Origin of the sequence: Neobacillus niacini, from assembly GCF_048572935.1 — a bacterium.
Taxonomy (GTDB): domain Bacteria; phylum Bacillota; class Bacilli; order Bacillales; family Cytobacillaceae; genus Neobacillus; species Neobacillus niacini.
Genome location: NZ_CP183883.1, coordinates 244,672 through 267,398, shown reverse-complemented (window position 1 = coordinate 267,398; position 22,727 = coordinate 244,672). Strand labels below are relative to the sequence as shown.

Here is a 22,727-nt window from a genome sequence, read left to right as displayed (position 1 = left end):
TTTTTTATAACAAAGACTTAATTTCTTCGATTTGCTGGATATGCCGCTCTTCATGAAGATAAATTAAATCAACCCATTGGTCTAAAGGCGTGTAACCAAAGAGTGGGTGCTTAGTGGATTTTTCTTTTAGGATGGACTTGTCTTCAAGTTGATTATAAAACTCCAAAAATAGATTTCTTGATTGGTTCAACAACTCTGTAATCTTCTCTAACTCCAACGGATCATCGCCAGGGACTACCATATCAGGTGCCTTTGCCTTCTGAGTCCGATCCACTGCAAGCTGAACAGGCTTTGGCTCTGCTTTTTTTCCGTTGCTTTTAGTAAGACCATAAATAATGGCTTGTGTGAAGACACTTTCGGTTAAATACAAATGATGACACACCTGAGCTACACTCCATGTAGACTCGTCGGGCTTTTGATTCAGCTGTTCATAGCTTAAACCAGAAATCTCATTTAACAACTTATTCCTTGTTGCCGTTAGATTTTCCATAACCTCTGCACTAATAATAACCACGCTCCCCAAATGGACATTCAATACTGTTTATATTCGCGAGAATAAAAAATATTCCTTGCACTGCTGCAAGGAAAAATGGATGATGCCTGCGTCAATTCTTCAGTTTAGCTGTACGAAACTGTTTATTTTTGAAATAAAAAATAATGGTAATGATCACGGTTAGCCCGCCATAAAGAACACACATCAGCTGCAGGCCAATAAAATCCAGGAGGAATCCAGTCAAGAGCAGAACGACTTGGAACCCAACCCGGTCAAGCATGTTGCGGAACGAGAAAAATCTTCCGTGAAAATCCTTTGGCACTTTTGTTTGGAAAATCGTCGATGCCGTTGGGAAAAAGCAGCCGACTGAAAAACCGAAAACGATGAATGCCGCAATCGTTAAAACAAAAACATCTGCAAAATAAAGCATAATCTGGGAGACCCCGACCAGGAGCGAGCTGCCAAATAAAATTTTGTAAGGTGAGAATTTGTCGTTGATTTTTTTTATGAAAAAGGCACCAATCATAAAGGAAACCCCTTCTGCGGCATAAATATATCCTTTTATCGCAGAGCTGTCTTGCAACTCACTAATATTAATGACTAAAAGGTTGAAACCGCCAAGAAACAATAGTGGTACAAGCGTCATCAATAAGGTCATCAAAACAATTGGCAGCCCCTTTATAACTGGTAAAACATCTTTAAAGCTGTTTTTTCCGTTAGTACTTTTTCTTGCTGAAGGTGTTTCATTATTCTCTTCAAAGTTTAAGAACCAGGTTAGAATCAGCAATCCAAGATAGGCAACGAGAGAACCAATATAAAGCATGGATAAGGGAAGGAGTACCAATAAAATCCCTCCGACGGCCGTCCCTATGATCCGCGAAAGGGTAGACACATTCATATGAACTCCATTTAATTGGAGTAAATCTTGATCTTTAACAATAAGCGGGATCGCTGCTTGCAGTGCTGGAAAGTAGAAGGCAGCGGAAATTTGAATAGAAACGAAAAATACGAGCATCCACCAAACCGAACCAGTAGCAATAGCAATCAGCATGAAGATGACACTCACTGTTCGTAGTAATCCAGACCAAAGCATAACAGTTTTCTTGCTTTTTTGGTCAGTAATTCTTCCTGCGTAAGGGCCAACAGCAATTCCTGCGACAAGGCCGGTGGCCATAAGCAGTGATTTTAAGAAATCAGAAGGTATCTTTTCCTGCATGAACTCTAAATTTCCAATAATCCCAAGCCATAAACCGAGTCCAGCAATGAATTCCCCTGTTAAAATAATCCAGACATTTCTATTTTTCCACATGTATAAGCCTCTCTTAGTCTATTAATTTGATTTATCCAAACACTATCATAATCTAATAGGTAATAATATAAAATAAATTCTTTCGCATATGGTAAATGAACCAATTTTTTTAAAAGTTTTTTGTATCCGTTCTCCTTTCACCAAGTTTTCACCATTGTCCTTTAAACTTCAAACTATCAAGAACGAAAGGAGGAAAGATAGCGATGAATACGAAAGTTAAACTAGCCATTATCTGGGGCGTGATGATTACTTCTGCACTGGTTGTAATTAATTTCTTCCTGCACCTATTAGGAGGGCGCCAAACCAATGTAGTGTTCCAAAATGGGTTTCGACCTGAGGGGAGGGGGCACCATGGCCCTTTATGAAGCAAATGGTTCCGTTTTGAGGTGCTATTTTTATAATACCTGCGGAAATGCCAGTTGTATTGGCTGTCTTGTTCTTAAGCAAGTAACCAGCAAAAGTAGAATAAGCGGACTTTTTCCGGTTAAATGCAAAAGGGAGCTCGTTTTGGGGAGAATAAGGGGAGGTTTTCCGCTTATGCAAGGAAAATACACTATTTTTGAATTTTTCGGGTCATTAGGCGGAATTTCTCCGTCTATTTGATCTTGTTTTGATAATGATTTTTAAATAAGCGGAATTTCTCCGCCTATTTTTATCAAATCGTATGCTCAATCTAATCCCCAGGGTCAGGCATTTTTTTTTGCCCACTTGTTAAGTGTTTGCTAATGATTAAACTGAATTTTAATACAAAAACGGACAGTAAGACGTAATACGCTAGGTCCCACCATACTTGGCTGTGGAGGACTTCTGCCTTTTTAAGAATAAGGTTTATCACATAAGTTAAACATACAGTTACCACATACTTAAACCATTTTAGTTTCCACTGTTGTTTGACTATCCAAACATAGAAAAGACAGACTGATAAGTAATAGATAGCACCAAAAGCAGTAGTATCCTTTGAATGGGTATCAAACAAGCCCAGTTCATAATAGCGAGATGAAAAAAACATAACAGGTATGAATTGCAAAGTTGCTGATACTGGACTGATTATTAAGTATAGAAAAATGGAGTGGAGTTTCCCTTGTAACGGCTGGAAGAACAATCGATAGCACACTTTTGCTAAAGGAAAATATACAAGAAGAAGACCAAGTGTCGTATATCCAATTTTCCACCAATTATGTTTATAGATTTCAAGCTTAAGGAATAACCATTCAATACCTGCAAAAAAACTGACAAAATATAGAATCCAGAGCCAATTTTTTCGAAAGGTCGCTATAAATGTAGCAGCAGCAGGTAATGCCAGTGCATTCGAGGCAATGGCTCCCATATTACTATCATAGAAGGAATCGTGTTTAATAAGTTTAGGATAATACTGGTAGCTATGTCCGAAGTTATATATCACAGTTTCTATAATATACCCCAGACCCACCATAGTAAGAAAAAGCAGTAAACTTCGAGGATCTTTAGTTTTTTGATACACATAAATCAACAGAAGAGTACTTAAGATACCTAATCCCACATACCAATAGGAATTAAACTCCATAATTATATCTCCTTCTGTTTTAATCGTTAGCAGGTAGTATCCATCAAAGTGTTTATTTTATACAAAATAAAAAAACACATTAATCCGACTTGACCTATAGGAATAAATATATTAGTATTCTCATAGACTATTTTACGCAACAAAAAATATATATAACATAAGGGGGGAAACAAGATGGATGCATTTCTTATTATTGTGAATGTTGCTGTATTGCTCTTGCTCATGGTTGTTTTACGCATGATGGCAAAGAAACATGTATCATTCTCAAAACGTGTATTCACTGGTTTAGGTTTAGGTCTTATCTTTGGTTTTATTATTCATTTAATTTACGGTACAGATTCCGAGGTAACAACGAGTACAATTGACTGGTTTAGCATTGTGGGAACTGGTTATGTAAAGCTATTACAAATGATTGTTATGCCGCTTGTATTTATTTCAATTGTAGGAGCTTTTACGAAATTAAAATTAACGAAAAACATTGGAAAAATCAGTGTCCTTGTAATTGGTATTCTTCTTGGAACAACTGCTATTTCTGCTGCGATAGGTATTGGAACTTCATTAGGCTTTGGCCTTGATGGCATTGAGCTGACAGCAGGGGAGGCGGAAAATGCCCGAAATGAGGCATTGGCAGAAAGAGCAGCGACGGTTGAAACGATGACTGCACCACAGCAAATTCTTGAAATGTTCCCTAGTAATCCATTCTTAGACTTAACAGGTGCACGTGCAACTTCTACGATTGCAGTAGTAATCTTTGCCGCTTTCATCGGAATTGCCTACCTAGGCGTTAAACGAAAAGAACCGGAGCATGCAGATTTATTTGCAAAAATTATCGATACTTTATATTCAGTAACGATGAGGGTAGTAACACTTATCCTTCGTTTAACACCATACGGTATTCTTGCGATTATTACAAAGGTTGCAGCAACAAGTAACTATGAAGCGATTGTAAAATTAGGTAAGTTTGTTATTGCTTCCTATGTAGCACTTATTCTCGTATTTATTGTTCATTTATTGTTATTAGCAATTGCAAAAATTAACCCAGTTAACTATGTAAAAAAAGCATTACCAACTTTAACATTTGCTTTCACTTCAAGGTCAAGTGCAGGTACCCTGCCTTTGACGATTAAAACGCAAACGAAAGACCTTGGTGTCTCTGAAGGGATTGCAAACTTTGCAGGTTCATTTGGACTTTCAATCGGTCAAAATGGGTGTGCTGGGGTATATCCTGCAATGTTAGCCGTTATGGTTGCACCAGCAGCAGGAATCGATCCATTAAGCCCAGGATTTATTATTTCATTAATTATTGTGGTTGCGATTAGTTCATTCGGTGTAGCAGGAGTGGGCGGCGGTGCAACATTCGCAGCGCTAATCGTACTATCTGTTATGAACCTTCCAATTGCGATTGTGGGTCTCCTAATCTCAGTCGAGCCACTAATTGACATGGGACGTACAGCACTAAACGTAAGCGGAGCCATCACATCCGGAGTCCTAACAAGCAAAGCAACGGGAGAATTCGATAAAGAAGTATATCAACAACCAAATATTGTTGAAGCTTAAAAAGGGATCACATTGGTGACAACATTGGTGACAGGCACCACTCGTGGACACAGTCCGTGTGGTATGGACATTTTGGGAATTACTGGATAGTCTTTATGGCTATCCAGTTTTTTTGAGTGTATAAATTAATTAATCGTTTGATTAGATTGGAAGGTAAACTAATCAAACGCTTGATTAAATCGTCATGAAGCCTTGGAAATATTGGTTTTATTATATATAGTGTCCTTCTATGAAAACTAATTAATCGTTTGATTAGATCGGAAGGTAAACTAATCAAACGCTTGATTAAATCGTCATGAAGCCTTGGAAATACTGGGTTTATTAGTAAATTGAATCCCTCTATAAAAACTAATCAAACGTTTGATTAAAACGGAAGCTAAACTAATCAAACGTTTGATTAAAGGTTTACAAGCCCAGTACAACTTTTGAATTTAGGAATCAACCCTTCTTACCAACGCCATGCATGATAAACTGAATGGTCCGTTCAATTTCCAGTTCATCATCCCATTCTAAATGCGGAAAAAGAATATAACGGGAAAATAAGAAGCCAAGTATATTGGTAATTGTTAACCTTGCGATACTTTCTGGAGGCATATCAATTAATAGACCTTTATCCTGGTAGCCTTTAATAACCTTTTCAACGCGAATAAAGATATTTTTTACGACAAGATCAAAAAATTGCTCGCGTAATTCCGGTTGAAAAGGAATTTCTTGAAACATGATTTTTACGACTGGCAGCATTCGGATGAGAAGGTCTCTTCTATTTTCAATCGTTGCCCGCAAGAACTCCTCTACTGTTTCAAATTCTCGATCGAGTACTTTATTAAAATCCTTTACCACTATGGGAGCAATGAACTTTGTCATCAGCGGGGCAACAATTGAAATCAACAATTCCTTCTTCGTTTTATAATGTCGAAAGATTGTTCCTTCGGCTACTCCTGCCTTTTTGGCAATCTCACTTGTTGACGAAGCAGCATACCCTTTTTCGGAAAAGGTTTCAATAGCCGCTACAATAATTTTCTTTTGCTTATCAGTCAATTTATCTTCATCAAATAACTGCTGCAGCATTAATTCTTCTTCTGTCATTACTGCCTCCTTATCATCACTATCAAATCTTCCTATATTTCTTCAATGCAACTACATTTAAAACAATGAAGACAAGTGCAAAGCCTACTAACACCAAAAGGTCGTTCGTGATTTCACCTAAACCTGAACCTTTATACATGACCTCGACTAAGGCGTTTCCGCCGTAATACATCGGCATACACTTAGCAAGAACCTGCATCCAACCAGCCATTGACTCAAACGGAAAAATTCCTGCAAAAAAGACTTGTGGGATAATAGCAATCGGAATAAATTGCATCATCTGAAACTCGGAATTGGCAAACGATGACAACAGAAGTCCCAGTGTGAGCGCCACTAGAGCTAATGTTAAATTGATTATGACAACATTCCAAAATGAACCTGCCAGTGTTATATCTAATACTTTTACGGCATACGTAACAACAATAATGGTTTGGATTACTGCAAATAAACCATAACCGAACAAATAACCGAAAACAATATCTCTTCTTTGGATAGGTGTGGCCAGTAATCGTTCAAGAGTACCAGTAGTACGTTCCCTCAGTAAAGCAATCCCAGAAATTAAGAACACAAAGAAGAACACAAAGAATCCAACTAGTATCGGGTTTAACTGGTCAAAAAATATGGTATCTTCATTTCCATATATATAAGAGGTATTGATTTTAAGGGATTTCACTTGCTCCATCTTATCTGTCATTCCTGGCAGCTTACTCTGAATATTTTCCATAAATGAAGACAGATTCGCTGCCTGCTCTTTCGCTCTTTCAGCAGCTATTGCCTGTTGTACCTTCATTTGTAGAGCCTTTGCTGCATTTGGCTGATCGTTTGTGAGCGTCAGAGAAATGTCTTCACCGTTAATATCAAGAATCCCGTCTAAATCTTTATCGAGTAGAAGGTCTTTTGTATTCGCGTCCACTTGAATAACCGTAATTTCGCTATCCTCTAATCTCTCTATTAGGTTGTCAGCTGCATTGATCACACCAAGCCTGGGGTCAACCGTATTTCCAGCTAGCAGATAATTCAGCAGGGTTAAAACGAGTAGTGGAGCGACCATCATCAATGCTAATGCACGTTTATCACGTAACATTTGGAAAAATATCCGTTTCACCATGGCCAATATTCTCATTGCTGTTTACCCCCTGCTTGTAAAAATACTTCTTCTAAGCTTGTAATCCCGTATTGATTTTTCAATGCCGAAGGTGAGCCGCTGGTGATGATCTCACCATTACGTACCATGGCTAGACAATCACATTTTTCTGCTTCATCCATAACATGGGTAGTTACTAAAATCGTCTTCCCTTCATTTTTTAAACGATATAATTCCGACCAGATGGACTTTCTTAGCTCAGGGTCAATGCCTACAGTCGGCTCATCTAAAATAAGGACATCAGGATTTTGTATTAATGCTGCTGCCAGAGACAACCGCCGCTTCATACCGCCAGAATAGTTTTCAACCTTCTTTTTCAAATCTGCCGTTAAATGGACTAATTCTGCTGCATACGCAATGCGTTCTTTCTGAACAACTTTTTTCAGTTTAAATAGGGAAGCAAAGAAAGCGAGATTTTCTTCTCCGGTTAAATCATTGTATAAGGCATCTGCTTGGGCCATGTAGCCGATTCTTTGCAATAGTTGTAAATTAGGAACAGATGTGTTCAGTACCTGAACATTACCATGGCTCGCAGAATCCATGCCTACAATAATCTTTACCAGAGTTGTTTTTCCTGAACCGGAAGGACCAATCAGCCCATAAATTTGTCCTGATTCCACTGTTAAGTTAATTTGATTTAGCACGTACTTTTTCCCAAAACGTTTACTCACTTCATTTATGACTATTGCAGATGACATGTAAATCAATCCTCTCTAAAAATGAGTGATTACTCACTCCAATTATAACAAGCACACATCTAAGGTCAATAGGCTTCTTGGGTGGACCACGCCTAAAATTTTAATCAATATGTTATACTATTCTCACATAGTAACTCGGGGGTGAATCGATGGCGCGTGAACGGAAGTTTAATACAGTAGAGTTATTTCAAGAGGCAAAGCAGCTGCTCCTTCAGCATGGATATGACGGATTTACTTTCAGTCTTTTGGCGGACCGGATGGAAGTTTCCCGAGCAGCTTTATATAAATACTACGACAATAAAGAAGAGTTAATTACAGACTTTATGATATACGAAATGGAAGAATTTCTTCATGAACTAAGAGAAATCGAAACTCTTGAAGGTTTTGAACGGCAATTCGACTTTCTCATCGATCTTATTTTTAAAAAGACAGAAGTACACGAATTAATTAGAGCAGCCCAACAGGTAATGACACGGATGGATACAGCCTTTCCCAATAAAGAAAAACTGGAGAAGCTGCCGTTAGATATGTACAAATTTTTACAAAAATTCATCCTGGTTGGTAAGAAAGAAGAAAAATTAAAAAAACATATACCGGATGGATTAATAATTGGATTTATCCTTCAAACAGTAGCAATTCCCAATCATTTTGGAATTCCAAAGGCTGATTGGATTTATTCAATAAAGGAAATTATTAGCCATGGAATGTTCATCAATAAGTAATTGACACAAGTGTAACTTTGAAAGATAATAAAAGTGTTATTGTGTCAATTATTTTTTTTGTAAAAGTTACAGATGTGTCACTTATATTCGGGTGAAGGAGAATGAAAAATGAATTCATTTTTACAATCGGTAACAGACCGAGTTACCTCAAAAAAAGGAATGTGGATTACACTTGGAATCTGGCTTTTAGTAACCATGCTGCTGGCTTTTTTTGCCCCAAGCGCTAAGGAATACGAGGTTTCAAGTATTGATTCTATTCCTGCAGATGCAAAATCAGTCATCGCCGAGAATAAGGTCGATGAGTACTTTAAAAACAATGAAGGTATACCAGCCATACTGGTTTTTCAAAATGAAGGTAATAAGGTTGAAGTAACAGATTTGAAACCATTATTTGAAAAAATAGATCAGGTGGAAGGGATAAAAGAGTATGTTCCATTATTAAACATGCCGCCACAAGCGACTGCAAACTTCTTCTCTAAAGATCAAAGTACAATGATCCTGCCGATTACTTTTGAATCTTCAATGGAGTCAAAGGAAATCAGAACCTCTCAGGAGAAAATTGAAGCAATGGTTAAGAATGATACAGACCTCACATTATATATTACCGGTCCTGCAGGAATAGCGGTAGATTCTCTTAATCTCTTCTCCCGTGCCGATTTAGTCTTATTATTTTCAACTGTAGGATTAATCTTGATTTTATTAATCGTGATATACCGTTCACCGCTACTGGCTTTAATCCCTTTATTTGCTGCCGCATTTGTTTATGAGGTAGTGAATCAGGTACTTGGTTTGATGGGAATGGCTGGATTGGTGATTAGTAATCAAACATTTTCGATTATGACGATTCTTTTGTTTGCAGCAGTCATTGATTATTCCTTATTTGTCTTCTCACGTTACCGTGAAGAATTGAAGAGGTTTGATAGCAAATTTGACGCGATGCACCATGCGATGAGAGAAACAGGTTTGCCAGTCTTTTTCTCAGGGGGGACCGTTTTAGCGGCCATGCTGGTCCTGTTTTTTGCCGAATTTGGAGACTATCGTAACTTTGCACCGGTGTTTGCTGCAGCCATGCTTATTATCATGCTTGCATCTATTACACTTGTACCAGCCTTGTTTACTTTGTTTGGACGGAAAGCCTTCTGGCCTAAGATTCCAAGAGTGGGAGAGGAAACAGTTAAATCGAATTCTTTATGGAGTAGAATTGCCAAATTTGTCGTGAACAAACCAGTAGTTTCAGCTGCCGTTATCGGTATCGTCCTTCTGGCATCAGCCCTTAACATGCTGAATCTGAAATATGAATTCGATACGATGAAGTCTTTTCCAAAGGATATGCCTTCAAGACAGGGCTATGAAATATTGGAAGAGAAGTTTGAAAAAGGCGACCTTGCTGCAACGACTGTATTGTTTGAAGCGAAAGAAGCAATTACTCCTGAACAGCAAACAGCATTACTCGAAACGCTTGCAGACCAAAAGCTAGTCAGTAATGTTCGTCCGAATGGCACCACATCAGATAACAAGGTAATTCAATATAGTCTGACATTTGAGGAAAGTCCATACGCAGTGGAGACAATGGACGCTTTGGAAAAGATGAGAGATAGTTCAGATAAATTAGTGAAAGCTAGCAATCTGGATGGAGAGCTTTATTTTGCTGGAGAAACGGCAAAAAAAGTCGATGACCGTGCAACGAATGATAGGGACTTAATTGTTATTGTTCTGCTTGAATCACTGTTGATATTTGTCATGTTAATTATTATGACTAAGTCATTTAAAATGCCAATCTATATGATGGGGACCATTCTCATTTCCTTCCTCGCAGCAGTTGGACTGGGAATGTTCCTAAGCAGTTTATTCTTTGATATTGACACAATCAGTAATCGTGTTCCGCTCTATTCATTTGTCTTTTTAGTCGCACTTGGTATTGATTACAACATTATTCTAATCTCAAGATTTATCGAAGAAAAGAAAAAGTATCCTGTGAAAAAGGCAGTAGAGATTGCTGTTGCCAATACTGGCGGTGTAATCTCATCTGCGGGAATTATTCTAGCAGCAACTTTTGCTGTGTTGATGACCCAGCCAATTCAATTATTGTTTGTATTTGGCTTCATTGTCGCAGTAGGGATTTTATTAGATACGTTCCTTATTCGAGGAATCTTATTACCTGCATTAATTATATTATTTGAAAAAGAAAAACCTGCTGTAGAAAAAGAAGTTTAACAAAGTAGTTTACAAAGAAGAAGTATTGAAGGCTCTGCGCTTTGGTACTTCTTTTTTCTGGTTGTAGTACCCCGTTAAAATAATTGAAAACTTATGGTAATGGAGAAAATTCTAGTTTATTATAGAGTGAAAAGTATGAATTTTTGGGTGGGAGTGCATTGTTTTTAATAGATTATGTTGTAAATTTATCTATTTTTTCGCTTTTTGTTAGTACTCCGTTAGTTATACGTTCTTTCATTAATCATAAGCCGATAAGACATTTCCGCGTTTGGGTTGGCATTTACGGAGGAATTGTTGCATGTATTCTCGTTTTACTCGCCATACATGAACAGGGTTATACTTACGATATCCGCTATGCCCCCGTTATTCTAACTTTTGCCTATTTGGGACCATTCGCAGGTATCATTACTGGAGGTATTGGTCTACTTGCAAGATTGTATTCGAGTGGCCATTGGGAAACGGCTATTATAGGCTGGGTAATTATGATGGTTGGATTTACCATCATTTATTACTATACGAAAAGATTTACACCAGTAATAAGAGCGATTATTTTATTTGCTTCTTATATAATCATTTATGTTGTAACGGTACCGATTATTTTCAATGCATTTAGAGACCAGCCATTTTTTCATATTCAATATATCCTGTTCGTGATGTTAGGGGTTATTCTAGGCTGCTTACTGATTGAATCCTATCTAAAGCTTTACAGATTAAATGATAGACTTTCAGATATGTATAGGATGGTAGAAGCGAGTGAATCCAAGTATAGACTTATAGCTGAAAATACATCTGACCTTATTATGGTGATGGATAAAGAGCATACGCTTACATACTTTTCTCCTTCACATGAAATGGTTTTAGGCTATCAATGTCCTGAACTAGAGGATGTAAAAATTTGCAGGTTCTTACATCCTGATGATATTGAATTCTTCAAAAATGCAATAGACGAAATGTTTGAGAAGAAAGAATCAAAATTAATAGAATTTCGTCTGAACCACAGCAGCGGCTATTGGATTGAATTTGAATCTCGGGGTGTGCCAGTAAAAGGAGAGAAGGATGAGATTGAAAAGATTGTGATCATCAGTCGTGATATCTCTGAACGTAAAAAGGCAGAAGAAATTCTCTTACAGTCTGAAAAACTATCGATTGTCGGGGAGTTAGCCGCTGGAGTTGCCCATGAAATTCGGAATCCTCTTACGACAATTAAAGGCTTCATGCAGCTTTATAAATGGGAAAATGGTGCTGACGAAATAAATGACCTGCTTCTGAGCGAGCTTGGACGAATAGAAACGATTACGAGTGAAATGCTTTCTTTAGGAAAGCCACAGGCTGTACAGCTTCATCGGACGAATTTAAAAGAACTAGTTGAGAATACTCTTGAACTTCTGTCACCGCAAGCGCATTTAGAAAATATCCAATTCTATACTTGTGTGGAAGAAGGGGAGTTTTTTATAACCGGTGAGAAAAATCAATTAAAGCAGGTTTTCCTGAATGTTCTCAAGAACGCGATCGAGTCAATGCCTGATGGCGGCAATATTCACATTAACCTGCGTAAAGGTGAAGAGGGTGAATGTGTTCTTTCCGTTAAGGATGAAGGCTGTGGAATACCTGAAGAACTTTTGCCTCGGCTAGGTGAACCTTTCTATACCTTAAAAGAAAAAGGGACCGGACTTGGATTGATGATCTGTAATAAAATTATTAAACAGCACCATGGAAGTATTACCTATCAGAGTAAAACGCAGCAGGGAACTCTAGTCGAAATTAAATTACCTTTGGCCGTTTAAAGAGGAGTGTTTTCCCGAGGGGGAAGGTGGTCCTCTTTTTTTTATGTTCTAGCTTCCGGGCTTTGCAGCTATATTTGTGCAAGAAATAAAAAAATATTTCCGGAAACGCGGAATATTCCGGGATTACGGAATATCCGGTTCCCGTTTTTCCGTATTTTCGGAAAAAAACAAGTGAAGATATATAATCATTACCAACTATAAAATAGAAATAACCCTTGGAATAAGAAAGAATATTACTACTATTTAGAAAATGAGTAAGTATTGGCATAGAACTTGCATTAATACAGTCGTAAGCTTTAATTGAAAACGCTTACCAAAGGGGTATGATGTTTAAAACCTACAAAATAAAAGGTATAGGGGGATTTAAATGGATTTAATTGTTATTCTTCTGGCGCTCGGACTGCTGATGTTCGCCGCCTACCGTGGTTTTTCTGTTATTTTATTCGCTCCATTATGTGCCATTTTAGCTGTTTTATTTATTGATCCGAGTCAAGTTCTGCCATTTTTCTCAGGAATATTTATGGAAAAAATGGTTGGATTCATCAAATCCTACTTCCCAGTTTTCTTATTAGGAGCTATTTTCGGGAAGGTAGTTGAAATGTCAGGGATTGCGGAATCTATTGCGAAGACCATCGTTCGTATTTTAGGTGCAAAACGTGCCATGCTTACCATTGTTTTGCTAGGTGCAATCTTAACATATAGCGGTGTAAGCTTATTCGTTGCCGTATTTGCTATTTATCCGTTTGCCGCTCAAATGTTTAGAGAAGCAAATATCCCTAAACGACTGATTCCCGGTACAATTGCACTTGGTGCTTTCACATTCACCATGGATGCATTACCAGGTACCCCGCAAATTCAAAATGTTATTCCGATTGCTTTCTTTAAAACAGATATTTATGCGGCACCTATCCTTGGTATTATAGGAGCCATCTTTGTTTTAACACTTGGCCTATTGTACTTGGAAATGAGAAGGAAGAAGGCAGAAAAAGCTGGTGAAGGTTATTATGGATTCAATGCTGAAAATGCAGCTGCTTTAGAAAAAGTGGTTATTTCAGAAAAAGAAGAACCTGTTCCAGATTTAACTTCAAATCAATCTGTTTTAAGACAAATTTTGGCATTTATTCCACTTATTCTAGTAGGTGTTACTAATAAGCTATTTATTACTTTTATACCGAAATGGTACCCAAATGGGTTTGATTTTAAAGCGATAGGTTTACCATATACCATCGACGTTACAGCTAGTGCTGCAATCTGGGCAATTGAGATGGCTTTAGTAGTAGGTATTCTTTCTTCACTTTTATATGATTGGAAACGAGTATCTAATAAATTTAAGGAAGGTATCAACCAAAGTATTGGCGGCTCATTACTTGCTACCATGAATACAGGTGCTGAATATGGATTTGGCGGTGTTATTGCTGCACTTCCTGGCTTTGCAAAAATTAGTGATGGTATCTCCACTACCTTCACAAACCCGCTGGTAAACGGTGCGGTAACAACGAGTACTCTTGCAGGTGTTACAGGGTCTGCTTCTGGGGGTATGGGGATTGCGCTAGGAGCAATGGCAGATAAATACAATCAGGCAATTGCAGCGGCCAATATTCCGCCTGAAGTTATGCATCGTGTGGTTGCGATGGCCTCAGGCGGTATGGATACACTACCGCACAATGGTGCAGTCATAACCCTTTTAGCCGTTACAGGATTAACGCATAAACAATCCTATCGTGACATTTTTGCGATTACGATTATTAAAACAGTTGCTGTATTCTTCGTAATTGCAATATATACGTTCTTAGGTCTTGTATAAAATTTAGAAACATACGTTAGATTAGTAAATAGGTATATTAGGAGGATTACTATGTTAGTAGGTAAAGTAGCGTTTATTACTGGATCTGCAAGTGGTATAGGTTTAGAACTCGCTAAGACTTTTGCACAAGAGGGAGCAAAAGTAGTTATCTCTGATTTGAATAAAGAAAAAAGTGATAGTGTTGCAAATGAACTGCGAGAGCAAGGATATGAAGCATTTTCTGCTCCTTGTGATGTCACGGATGAGGAAGCATTCAAGAATGCGTTAGAATCTGCACATGGAAGATTTGGCAGAATCGATATTTTAGTCAATAATGCTGGACTTCAATATGTTTCACCGATTGAGGAATTCCCAACTGAAAAATTTGAGCTTTTAATAAAGGTCATGTTGACGGCTCCTTTTATTGGGATTAAACATGTATTCCCAATCATGAAACAACAGGGCTTTGGAAGAGTCATCAATATGGCATCGATTAACGGAGTGATTGGTTTTGCTGGTAAGGCTGCCTACAATAGTGCAAAGCATGGAGTGATTGGGTTAACAAAGGTGGCTGCTTTAGAGGGTGCTCAGCATGGAATCACTGTAAATGCTTTATGCCCGGGTTATGTTGATACACCACTCGTTAGGAACCAGCTTAAAGATTTGTCTATCACAAGGAATGTAAGTCTTGAGCGTGTCATCGATGATGTCCTGCTTACGCTTGTACCTCAAAAGAGGCTGCTAGAGGTATCTGAAATTGCTGATTATGCGGCCTTCTTGGCTAGTGATAAAGCAAGAGGAGTTACCGGTCAAGCAGTTATTCTTGATGGTGGCTATACTGTCCAATAGAAAAGAGATCCTGCTCGGCTTACCGAACAGGATTCTTTTATTCTAACTTGAAGTCAAGCCTCTTTGATATAATGAACATAAACAAATGTAACAGGGTGAAAAGATATGAAACGAGGATTGGAAAAAATTCCACATCATTGGATTGAGGAAATTATTAACCTTGCAGGTGAACGAATCGTTGTTGTTGATCGTGAGGGTATTATCTTGTATATCAATTCTGCTTATTGTGAATTTCTGGGAACCACTGTTGAGAACGCGATAGGAAAGCCTGTACAAGATGTCATTGAGAACTCAAGGATGCATATTGTTGCCAAAACTGGACAAAAAGAACTGGCCTCCATACAGCCTATTAATGGCAGTGAAATGATAGCAAATCGATATCCTCTTATCATTGATGGTGATTTAGTCGGAGCTGTAGGAACGGTCATGTTCCGCAATCCCGAGGATTGGTTAGTATACAAAAATAAAATTCAGCACCTCGTTGAAGAAGTAAATTATTATAAAACGAAAGCTGAAAAACACAGTAAAAGCAAATATCATTTTAGTGACCTAATCGGGAATAGTCCATCCTTTTCGGCTGTTAAAAAATTAGCTGAAAGAATTTCCGGCAGTCAGTCAGCCGTTCTAATACTAGGAGAATCAGGTACGGGTAAAGAATTATTTGCTTCTGCTATTCACAATAACAGTATGCGGGCAGATTTCCCTTTCGTGCCTATCAATTGTGCGTCTATCCCTGAGCATTTGCTCGAATCGGAATTATTCGGATACGATGAAGGTGCTTTTACTGGTGCTAAAAAGGGCGGAAAGAAAGGCCATTTTCAATTAGCCAATCATGGAACGATTTTCCTTGATGAAATCGGTGATATGCCCCTCGCTGCCCAAAGTAAGCTTTTGAGAGTTTTACAGGAGCGTGAAATACTGCCGGTGGGTGGGCAAAAATCAATTGCTGTAGATGTTCGTATCATTGCAGCAACTCATCGGAATCTAGAAAAAATGGTAGAAGAAGGTACATTTCGTCAAGATTTATATTACCGGTTAAACGTGATTAAAATTGAAATCCCCCCGCTTAGAGAGCGCTATGGCGATATCGAGTTAATAGCCAACAATCTCTTGGAAAAACTAGAAAGAAAATTCTACCGAAAAGGGATTAAACTATCTGCTGAAGTAGTAGAGAGATTCAATCAGCATAAGTGGCAAGGGAATATTCGAGAACTTGAGAATGTTCTAGAAAGATCTATCAATGTTATAGATGGAAATACAATCGAAGTAGCGCATCTGCCATTATATTTGCGGGATCAGGACACAGTAAATATTCATGGAAAGCCAGTGGAGAAAGAGTTAGTAAACGTTGCTGAAACACCTGTACAGTCATTGAAAGAAACACTTGCAGTAGTGGAGAAACAAGCCATTTTACATGCACTGTCGGTTAGCAATGGGAATAAGCAGGAGGCAGCAAAGCTGCTTGAAATAGGCAAAACAAAATTGTACGAAAAATGCAAGTTATATGATATTCATTAATTGAAGGCAGCCTCCAAATTGGAAGCTGCTATTTTATTTAATAGGTAAAGATTTTTGCGAAAGTGGTCAAAAAAGTGTTTAAACAGCTAAAAATTTTTCTATTAAAATAAAGGAAAAGTGAAACATTGTTCACGGGAGGAGAAAACCAGTTATGGAATCAAATGAATGGATGGGAAGATTATTAGGTATTTGCCAATGGATTACACGGCTAGCTTATATTAACCTCTTATGGCTGCTTTTTATGGTCGCAGGTTTGTTTGTTTTTGGGGCGGCTCCTTCTACAGTGGCGATGTTTACCATCATACGAAAATGGTTAAAGGGTGAAATGGATTTACCAGTCTTCTCATTCTATTGGCAAACATATAGAAAAGAGTTTTGGAAGGCAAATCGTTTAGGGATTATCTTGTTAGGGATTTTAATGGTTTTATACTTAGATTGGCGTTTAATCAGTTCAGTGCAAGACTCGTTGTATCCAATTTTGATGGGTTGTTTAATCGGAGTTGCCTTTCTTTTTCTAACTCTTATGTTATTTATCTTTCCTGTGTATGCACAATATGAATACAAGACCCTGCAGTATATTAAAACAGCCTTTTTACTCGGAATATCCTACCCACTCTATACCATGGTAATGGCTTCTGCAGCCATTTGTGTTTTTGCGATAAGTATTTTTTTCAATGGTGTCGGGATCCTCTTTTTTGGAAGCGGATTAAGTTATGTTCTAATGTATATTTCTAATTTATTATTTGGTAAAATAGCCAAGGATTTTAATGTAGTAGTCAAAAAAGTATTATAATGAGTAAATTTATTGGTATTAGTTATAAATTTGAATTTGTTAAACTTTCTGTGTAAGGGTTTTCAGATAATTGATAGGTAAAAACATTGAGGGGGAAAAGGAATGAAAAGAAAGATTTGGTCGTTATTAATCTTTACTATGTTATTTTGTTTAGTCCTAGCTGGCTGTTCCGGCGGCGGAAGCGAGGAAAAGACATCGTCAGAACCAAAAAAGGACGAAAAGGTTACAATCAAATTCCACACTCATGGAAACGAGGCTTCCTACAACTGGAAAAGCACTATCGCAGCATTTGAAGAAAAATACCCTAACATCAAAGTAGAATTAGTCATCCTCAGTGAAAAGGGAGATACACAGGAAGCACTTAAAAAGTTAGATTTAGCAGCAGCTTCTGGAGAACAACTAGACGTTCTTATGTTCAGTGATCCAGCAAGTTATGCACAGCGTGTAAGCATGGGAATGGTTGCACCGATTGATGAGCTTATAAAAAAAGAGGGCTATAAAGTAACGGAAGAATATAAAGTTGATACACAAATTGATGGAAAGTATTATGCACTTCCAGGTAAGTTTAACCCATGGTACGTTCTTCTTAATAAGAACCATTTGACAGAAGCAGGTCTTGAGGTACCAAAAGATTGGACATGGGATGAATTCGCAGAATATGCAAAGGCAATGACAACGAAAGATCATTATGGAACGTACTTCCACGGACCACAAGGCGGCGGCTGGATGGAGTTTATGAAGCTTGCACTTGCTAGTGAAGCAGATAATACTGAATTCACGACTGCAGATGGTAAATCAAATCTAGATAGTCCATTGTTCAAGAAAACGCTTGAATTAAGAGTGAAAATGGAAAAGGAAGACAAGTCTTCAGTTCCATACACAGACATCTTATCTCAAAAACTTCATTACCGTAATCAGTTCTTTGGCCAAGATGCAAGTTCCATTTTAATCGGAAGCTGGATGAATACTGAACTTGGCGGTACGGATCAGTTCCCATTAGAATTTGATGTGGCTGTTGCTCCATATCCAAAAAATGAAAGTGGCGATGAGGGCGGTTATACACCAGTAACAACAGACTTTATGTCCGTTGCAAACACTTCTGAGAATAAAGAAGCAGCTTATACCTTCATTCGCTGGTACACAACAGAAGGACAAATTGTTCAAGGTAAGAATATCCCTTCATGGAATAAAGTAAGTGATAGTGAATTAACAAGTATCATTGACAAGATTTTAAGTGGAACAAAAAATCCTGAGAAGGTTGATAAAGATTCTCTAGTAAATGTTTTAACAAATGCTAAATCATCAAAAATCATTTCACCAGTCTCTTATCAGTCTGAGCTTTATAAAGTAATCAATGAGGAATATGAAAAGCTAATCTTTGGTGAGCAGGATATCGATGCAACCATTAAAGCTTCTCAAAAAAGGTTCCAGGAAATTATTGACAGCAACAAATAGTATAGACATTGTCAAAGAATAATAGAATAATGTAAAAAAAAGGGGTTGTAAGAGATTACAACCCCATCTTTCTATTGAAGGGTGGTCTGCATATGAGAGAGGGTAAACAGCGTATGCTCACGCCCCATTCTTTTCGGTTTAAAGTGATTTTCATTTCTATTATTTGCTTAATCATTCCTGCTATCATTTCCTTATCGATCTATAACTATTTAACAAAAGATACGCTGAAGGAACAGGCTCTGACAAATGCCTATAGAGAGCTTACGATAGCCAATGAATATGTCGAAAAACTTTTAGAAGATATGCTCTATATTACCAACTTCGTCCAGCTTGATGCGGAAATGAACACCATCTTAAAGGATAAAGCGCAAAGTGAAATAGAAACTAGTACGGATTATGAAGGATACATGGATGATAGTAAAATCAATAAAACCATTGAAAATATCACACTAGTTGGAGAAAAGTCGTATGTGACCATCCTTCTAAAGAATGGTAAATCTTATAAAAATTACTCTACCTATGATTTTGACCCAAGCCAATTAGTTCGTGAAGATTGGTTTAAGAAGTTAAATACATTACAAGGTTATGAATCAATCTGGATTGAGAGCAAGCCAACCATGTTTAGGTCGGATAAAAAAGAAAATCCATATCAAATCTCCGTGGCAAGAACGTTAAGAGATCAGAATCAGGGTATCTACGGATATGTAATCGTTACGATTATGGAAAATAAGATTAATCAAATCTTTGAGAATATGAAAGGACATGAAGAGATGATGATTTTAAATTCATCCAACAAAATCCTTTCTCACCATGACCATGCAAAAATCGGTGAACCATTCCAATACAGTGAGCAGCTAAAAAAGAATAATTCTTCTAATATTTTTGAAATCTCAAATAAGGATTACTTAATTGCTGAACATGATATTTCATTTTCAGGATGGAAGTTAGTATCCCTTGTTCCATATAAACAGGCTGTAAATCAAATTAATTCAATATTTAGTAAGGTCTTTACCGTCCAGATTGTTTCATTCACCATTTTTCTTATTCTAATGGCTTCACTATTGAGAACCATTACGAAACCACTTGTCCATTTAGGAAAAATAGCAGAGGCAGTTAAACGCGGAAATCTTGCCATTCGTTCCCGCCTTAGCAGCAAGGATGAAGTGGGGAGATTATCGGAATCGTTCGACCTGATGCTTGACCGTGTTAATGAAATGATTAAGGAAATTACACATACACAGGAACGAAAAAGAAAAGCAGAACTTGATATGCTGCAAGCACAAATCAATCCACATTTCCTCTTTAATGTCCTTAATTCTATTCGCATGAAGGTATTGGTTAAAGGTGACCAAGAAAGCGCAAACATGATCAGTTCCTTGTCGAAATTATTGAGAATGACCATCGATAAGAATAAAGAAATCATTAGCTTTCGTGAAGAAGTACAAATTGTCTTGGATTATATTAACATCATGAATATGAGGCAAAAAGAGCAAGTAAACGTTGAACTATCTGTTCATGACGAAGCGTATGCGTTGAAAATACCCCGCTTTATTCTGCAGCCTATTATTGAGAATTCGATTATACACGGTCTCAATCAAAGTGCAGGAACAATTGTATTAAGAACAGATGTAAGTGACAATCAACTGGTCATTATGATTGAAGATAATGGTCAGGGGATGGATGACGCTGCATTAAGCCAATTAAAGGGAAAACTAGGCCAGTCCATTGGCAGGCAGGATAGTCTGACTACAAATAACAAAGGATTTTCCTCCTTAGGGTTATCCAATGTGTATGAGCGGATGTTTATAACCTTTGGAGGCTCCTTTAGAATGGATATAAAAAGCCTGCCAGGTGAAGGCACAAAGGTGATATTGACGATACAAAAAGGGGGCAATATTTCTGATGTACAAAGTAATGCTAGTTGACGATGATTATCCAGTAATACAGCTGTTATCTGAGACGATAGAGTGGGAACAGCTGGGAGTATCACTTCAAAGTACACATGAGAATGGTGCCAGTGCCTTTGAAAAAGCCATGAGTGAAATGCCTGATATTTTAATAACAGATATCGGTATGCCTAAAATGAATGGGATTGAACTTACTAAAAAGTTAAAAGAACAAAATCCAAATTTAAATGTTGCTATTTTATCCTGCCATGCTGATTTTGCCTTTGCACAACAGGCATTAAAACTGCAAGTACAAGACTACTTGATCAAGGATACCTTTGATCCTGCTGATTTACGTAAGTTAATCAAGAAATTTAAGGAAACATTGGATGAACAAAATACTAAAATGAATAAGCACCTTCAAATTCAGAGTCTGCTTAATCAAAACAAAGAAAGTGTAAAAGAAAGGTTCATTAAGAAAACGATAGAACAACCAGATATGAATGAAGATCATTGGCTGGCTGAGGCTAAATCGTTAGGTCTCCATCTGGATCAGAGTGCATACATAGGCTCTCTGGGCATGATTCATCATTACAGCAGTGTAAAAGAGCTATATGTATCTGAGGATACGTTGAATTTTGCGATAAATAATGTGGTGGCAGAGGAAATCAAACGCTGCTATCCAGGTGCAGTTCATTTCCAGTATGCAATAAAGGGACTCTTTGTCTTTTTCCCTTCTTCCTTAATTTTAAAAAGGAATGCTTTCACTGAAGCAATGGAATGCATGAAAAGGATTCAACACGCGTTAAAACGTTCATTAAACATCTCACTTTCTTTTATAACAGGTGATGGCTGCAGGGATTTGTCAGAGTTTAAGCAGGAATTAGTACACTTAATAAATGGCTGTCATCAGCGTTTTTATCTGAAGCCTGGCACCATCGTTGAACAGAAGGAAGCTCGGGAAGCACCAACAGAGGACCTGTTTTCAAGATACGATGAAGCTGCTGCAGAGATGAGAGAACTCATTATGCTTAGAGACGAGGCAAGAATCGCTGAGTATGTTACGAAATGGGTGAACTTTCTGGAGGAAAACCAATTCGCCCCAGAGTTAGTAAAGGATTGGGTGTTAAAATTATTACTAGATTTAAGAGTAAAGCTTCATGCCTTACAATTATTTCGTTCTCAGCAAACAATTGACTACATGCATAATGAGATTTTTGAGATCCAGTTTCTAGATGAACTCAAATCGTGGCTGCTGAATTATTTTCATTCAATTCTATCTTTTGTTAAAGAGGTATATGAGCAAACAAAACGAAAAGAAATTTTGGATGCATTTAAATATGTTACGATGAATATTGAAAAGAAAATAACCCTTGATGAGGTTTCAAGCTATTTATATTTAAATCCAAGCTATTTCAGCCGCTTGTTTAAAAAAGAAGTGGGGGAGACGTTTGTAGAATACGTAACAAAAATGAAGATTAATAGAGCAAAAGAATTGCTCGAACAAACCACAGACTCAGTAGGGAAAATTTGCGAACGGCTAGGCTACGATAACCAAAGCTACTTTATCAAGATCTTTAAAAACTACGTCGGCGTGACACCAATAGAATATAGAGGCGGTAAAGCCTAGAAAATGAATAGATTTATAACAAGTCCAGACCATTGTGGTACTGGGCTTTTTAATATTTTGGCTGTGTTAAACCAAACTTTATATTTGCACTCTGTTGATTGGAGCGGAAGGCACGAAGACTCCTGCAGGAGTACGGAGCAGGTGAGACCCCGCAGGCGTTTACGCCGAGGAGGCTCACCGCAACGCCTGCGGAAAGCGAAGTGCCTCGTGACAGGCAAAGACCGCCTGTCCCTGCGATGATTATTCAAAGCAGCTTTCCTTAG

Annotated in this window: 18 protein-coding genes; 12 read left to right on the top strand and 6 right to left on the bottom strand. The window is 37.7% G+C overall.

What is annotated here, in order from left to right; translation table 11 throughout:
* Positions 1-4: 4 nt before the first annotated feature.
* A complete protein-coding gene (locus tag ACN6MT_RS01270) occupies positions 5-514 on the bottom strand; it encodes a DinB family protein (RefSeq protein ID WP_419954495.1) in 510 nt (169 codons plus the stop codon).
* 91 nt (positions 515-605) lie between these two features.
* Positions 606-1,802, bottom strand: a complete 1,197-nt coding sequence (locus tag ACN6MT_RS01265) for an MFS transporter (RefSeq protein WP_419954494.1) — start codon at positions 1,800-1,802, stop codon at positions 606-608.
* A 203-nt stretch (positions 1,803-2,005) separates the two neighbouring features.
* Here ACN6MT_RS01265 and ACN6MT_RS01260 point away from each other — a divergent pair, with 203 nt between their 5' ends.
* Positions 2,006-2,167, top strand: a complete 162-nt coding sequence (locus tag ACN6MT_RS01260) for a hypothetical protein (protein WP_419954493.1) — start codon at positions 2,006-2,008, stop codon at positions 2,165-2,167.
* Positions 2,168-2,475: 308 nt separating this feature from the next.
* Here the strand turns inward: ACN6MT_RS01260 and ACN6MT_RS01255 are convergent, their stop codons facing one another.
* The gene (locus ACN6MT_RS01255; RefSeq protein WP_419954492.1) at positions 2,476-3,345 is read right to left on the bottom strand and encodes a hypothetical protein; all 870 of its coding nucleotides are present in this window, start codon (positions 3,343-3,345) and stop codon (positions 2,476-2,478) included.
* A 174-nt stretch (positions 3,346-3,519) separates the two neighbouring features.
* Between ACN6MT_RS01255 and ACN6MT_RS01250 the strand changes: the two genes are divergently transcribed.
* Positions 3,520-4,902 carry an L-cystine transporter gene (locus tag ACN6MT_RS01250; protein WP_419954491.1) on the top strand — a complete coding sequence of 461 codons (1,383 nt, stop codon included), beginning with the start codon at positions 3,520-3,522 and terminating at the stop codon, positions 4,900-4,902.
* A 438-nt stretch (positions 4,903-5,340) separates the two neighbouring features.
* On the opposite strand, the gene ACN6MT_RS01245 is transcribed toward ACN6MT_RS01250, so the two are convergent.
* From ACN6MT_RS01245 to ACN6MT_RS01235, 3 genes are read right to left on the bottom strand one after another with little or no spacing between them, the layout of a single operon-like run.
* Positions 5,341-5,988, bottom strand: a complete 648-nt coding sequence (locus ACN6MT_RS01245; protein WP_419954490.1) for a TetR/AcrR family transcriptional regulator — start codon at positions 5,986-5,988, stop codon at positions 5,341-5,343.
* Positions 5,989-6,010: 22 nt separating this feature from the next.
* The gene (locus ACN6MT_RS01240) at positions 6,011-7,111 is read right to left on the bottom strand and encodes an ABC transporter permease (RefSeq protein ID WP_419954489.1); all 1,101 of its coding nucleotides are present in this window, start codon (positions 7,109-7,111) and stop codon (positions 6,011-6,013) included.
* Positions 7,108-7,830: an ABC transporter ATP-binding protein gene (locus ACN6MT_RS01235; RefSeq protein WP_419954488.1), complete on the bottom strand. Its 723-nt coding sequence runs from the start codon at positions 7,828-7,830 to the stop codon at positions 7,108-7,110. The genes ACN6MT_RS01240 and ACN6MT_RS01235 overlap by 4 nt, the downstream gene beginning before the upstream one ends.
* 149 nt (positions 7,831-7,979) lie before the next feature.
* Here ACN6MT_RS01235 and ACN6MT_RS01230 point away from each other — a divergent pair, with 149 nt between their 5' ends.
* The 10 genes from ACN6MT_RS01230 to ACN6MT_RS01185 all read left to right on the top strand — a co-directional run bounded on the left by ACN6MT_RS01230 (position 7,980) and on the right by ACN6MT_RS01185 (position 22,464).
* On the top strand, positions 7,980-8,552 hold the full coding sequence (locus ACN6MT_RS01230) for a TetR/AcrR family transcriptional regulator (RefSeq protein WP_419954487.1): 573 nt from the start codon (positions 7,980-7,982) through the stop codon (positions 8,550-8,552).
* Between the two features lie 108 nt (positions 8,553-8,660).
* Positions 8,661-10,766, top strand: coding sequence for an MMPL family transporter (locus ACN6MT_RS01225; protein WP_419954486.1), 2,106 nt, complete (start codon positions 8,661-8,663; stop codon positions 10,764-10,766).
* A 158-nt stretch (positions 10,767-10,924) separates the two neighbouring features.
* A complete protein-coding gene (locus ACN6MT_RS01220; protein ID WP_419954485.1) occupies positions 10,925-12,550 on the top strand; it encodes an ATP-binding protein in 1,626 nt (541 codons plus the stop codon).
* A 367-nt stretch (positions 12,551-12,917) separates the two neighbouring features.
* Positions 12,918-14,354, top strand: a complete 1,437-nt coding sequence (locus tag ACN6MT_RS01215) for a GntP family permease (protein WP_419954484.1) — start codon at positions 12,918-12,920, stop codon at positions 14,352-14,354.
* 51 nt (positions 14,355-14,405) lie between these two features.
* Positions 14,406-15,182 carry a 3-hydroxybutyrate dehydrogenase gene (locus ACN6MT_RS01210; protein WP_063253621.1) on the top strand — a complete coding sequence of 259 codons (777 nt, stop codon included), beginning with the start codon at positions 14,406-14,408 and terminating at the stop codon, positions 15,180-15,182.
* A gap of 105 nt (positions 15,183-15,287) precedes the next feature.
* Positions 15,288-16,700: a sigma-54 interaction domain-containing protein gene (locus ACN6MT_RS01205; RefSeq protein ID WP_419954483.1), complete on the top strand. Its 1,413-nt coding sequence runs from the start codon at positions 15,288-15,290 to the stop codon at positions 16,698-16,700.
* 151 nt (positions 16,701-16,851) lie between these two features.
* Complete coding sequence (locus ACN6MT_RS01200) at positions 16,852-17,493, top strand: YesL family protein (RefSeq protein ID WP_419954482.1); 642 nt, start codon at positions 16,852-16,854, stop codon at positions 17,491-17,493.
* Between the two features lie 102 nt (positions 17,494-17,595).
* Positions 17,596-18,948, top strand: a complete 1,353-nt coding sequence (locus tag ACN6MT_RS01195; protein WP_419954481.1) for an ABC transporter substrate-binding protein — start codon at positions 17,596-17,598, stop codon at positions 18,946-18,948.
* 92 nt (positions 18,949-19,040) lie between these two features.
* Positions 19,041-20,873 carry a sensor histidine kinase gene (locus tag ACN6MT_RS01190; RefSeq protein WP_419954480.1) on the top strand — a complete coding sequence of 611 codons (1,833 nt, stop codon included), beginning with the start codon at positions 19,041-19,043 and terminating at the stop codon, positions 20,871-20,873.
* Positions 20,851-22,464 carry a response regulator transcription factor gene (locus tag ACN6MT_RS01185; protein ID WP_419954479.1) on the top strand — a complete coding sequence of 538 codons (1,614 nt, stop codon included), beginning with the start codon at positions 20,851-20,853 and terminating at the stop codon, positions 22,462-22,464. Before ACN6MT_RS01190 ends, ACN6MT_RS01185 begins: the two co-directional genes overlap by 23 nt.
* The last annotated feature ends 263 nt before the right edge of the window (positions 22,465-22,727 follow it).

What these genes read in the sequence shown, in the direction of transcription:
- ACN6MT_RS01205 (WP_419954483.1), top strand. Translation starts at nt 15,288, where the DNA reads ATGAAACGAGGATTGGAAAAAATTCCACATCATTGGATTGAGGAAATT.
- ACN6MT_RS01230 (WP_419954487.1), top strand. Translation starts at nt 7,980, where the DNA reads ATGGCGCGTGAACGGAAGTTTAATACAGTAGAGTTATTTCAAGAGGCA.
- ACN6MT_RS01235 (WP_419954488.1), bottom strand. Translation starts at nt 7,830, where the DNA reads ATGTCATCTGCAATAGTCATAAATGAAGTGAGTAAACGTTTTGGGAAA.
- ACN6MT_RS01210 (WP_063253621.1), top strand. Translation starts at nt 14,406, where the DNA reads ATGTTAGTAGGTAAAGTAGCGTTTATTACTGGATCTGCAAGTGGTATA.
- ACN6MT_RS01185 (WP_419954479.1), top strand. Translation starts at nt 20,851, where the DNA reads ATGTACAAAGTAATGCTAGTTGACGATGATTATCCAGTAATACAGCTG.
- ACN6MT_RS01190 (WP_419954480.1), top strand. Translation starts at nt 19,041, where the DNA reads ATGAGAGAGGGTAAACAGCGTATGCTCACGCCCCATTCTTTTCGGTTT.
- ACN6MT_RS01225 (WP_419954486.1), top strand. Translation starts at nt 8,661, where the DNA reads ATGAATTCATTTTTACAATCGGTAACAGACCGAGTTACCTCAAAAAAA.
- ACN6MT_RS01265 (WP_419954494.1), bottom strand. Translation starts at nt 1,802, where the DNA reads ATGTGGAAAAATAGAAATGTCTGGATTATTTTAACAGGGGAATTCATT.
- ACN6MT_RS01240 (WP_419954489.1), bottom strand. Translation starts at nt 7,111, where the DNA reads ATGAGAATATTGGCCATGGTGAAACGGATATTTTTCCAAATGTTACGT.
- ACN6MT_RS01245 (WP_419954490.1), bottom strand. Translation starts at nt 5,988, where the DNA reads ATGACAGAAGAAGAATTAATGCTGCAGCAGTTATTTGATGAAGATAAA.
- ACN6MT_RS01260 (WP_419954493.1), top strand. Translation starts at nt 2,006, where the DNA reads ATGAATACGAAAGTTAAACTAGCCATTATCTGGGGCGTGATGATTACT.
- ACN6MT_RS01200 (WP_419954482.1), top strand. Translation starts at nt 16,852, where the DNA reads ATGGAATCAAATGAATGGATGGGAAGATTATTAGGTATTTGCCAATGG.
- ACN6MT_RS01215 (WP_419954484.1), top strand. Translation starts at nt 12,918, where the DNA reads ATGGATTTAATTGTTATTCTTCTGGCGCTCGGACTGCTGATGTTCGCC.
- ACN6MT_RS01195 (WP_419954481.1), top strand. Translation starts at nt 17,596, where the DNA reads ATGAAAAGAAAGATTTGGTCGTTATTAATCTTTACTATGTTATTTTGT.
- ACN6MT_RS01250 (WP_419954491.1), top strand. Translation starts at nt 3,520, where the DNA reads ATGGATGCATTTCTTATTATTGTGAATGTTGCTGTATTGCTCTTGCTC.
- ACN6MT_RS01255 (WP_419954492.1), bottom strand. Translation starts at nt 3,345, where the DNA reads ATGGAGTTTAATTCCTATTGGTATGTGGGATTAGGTATCTTAAGTACT.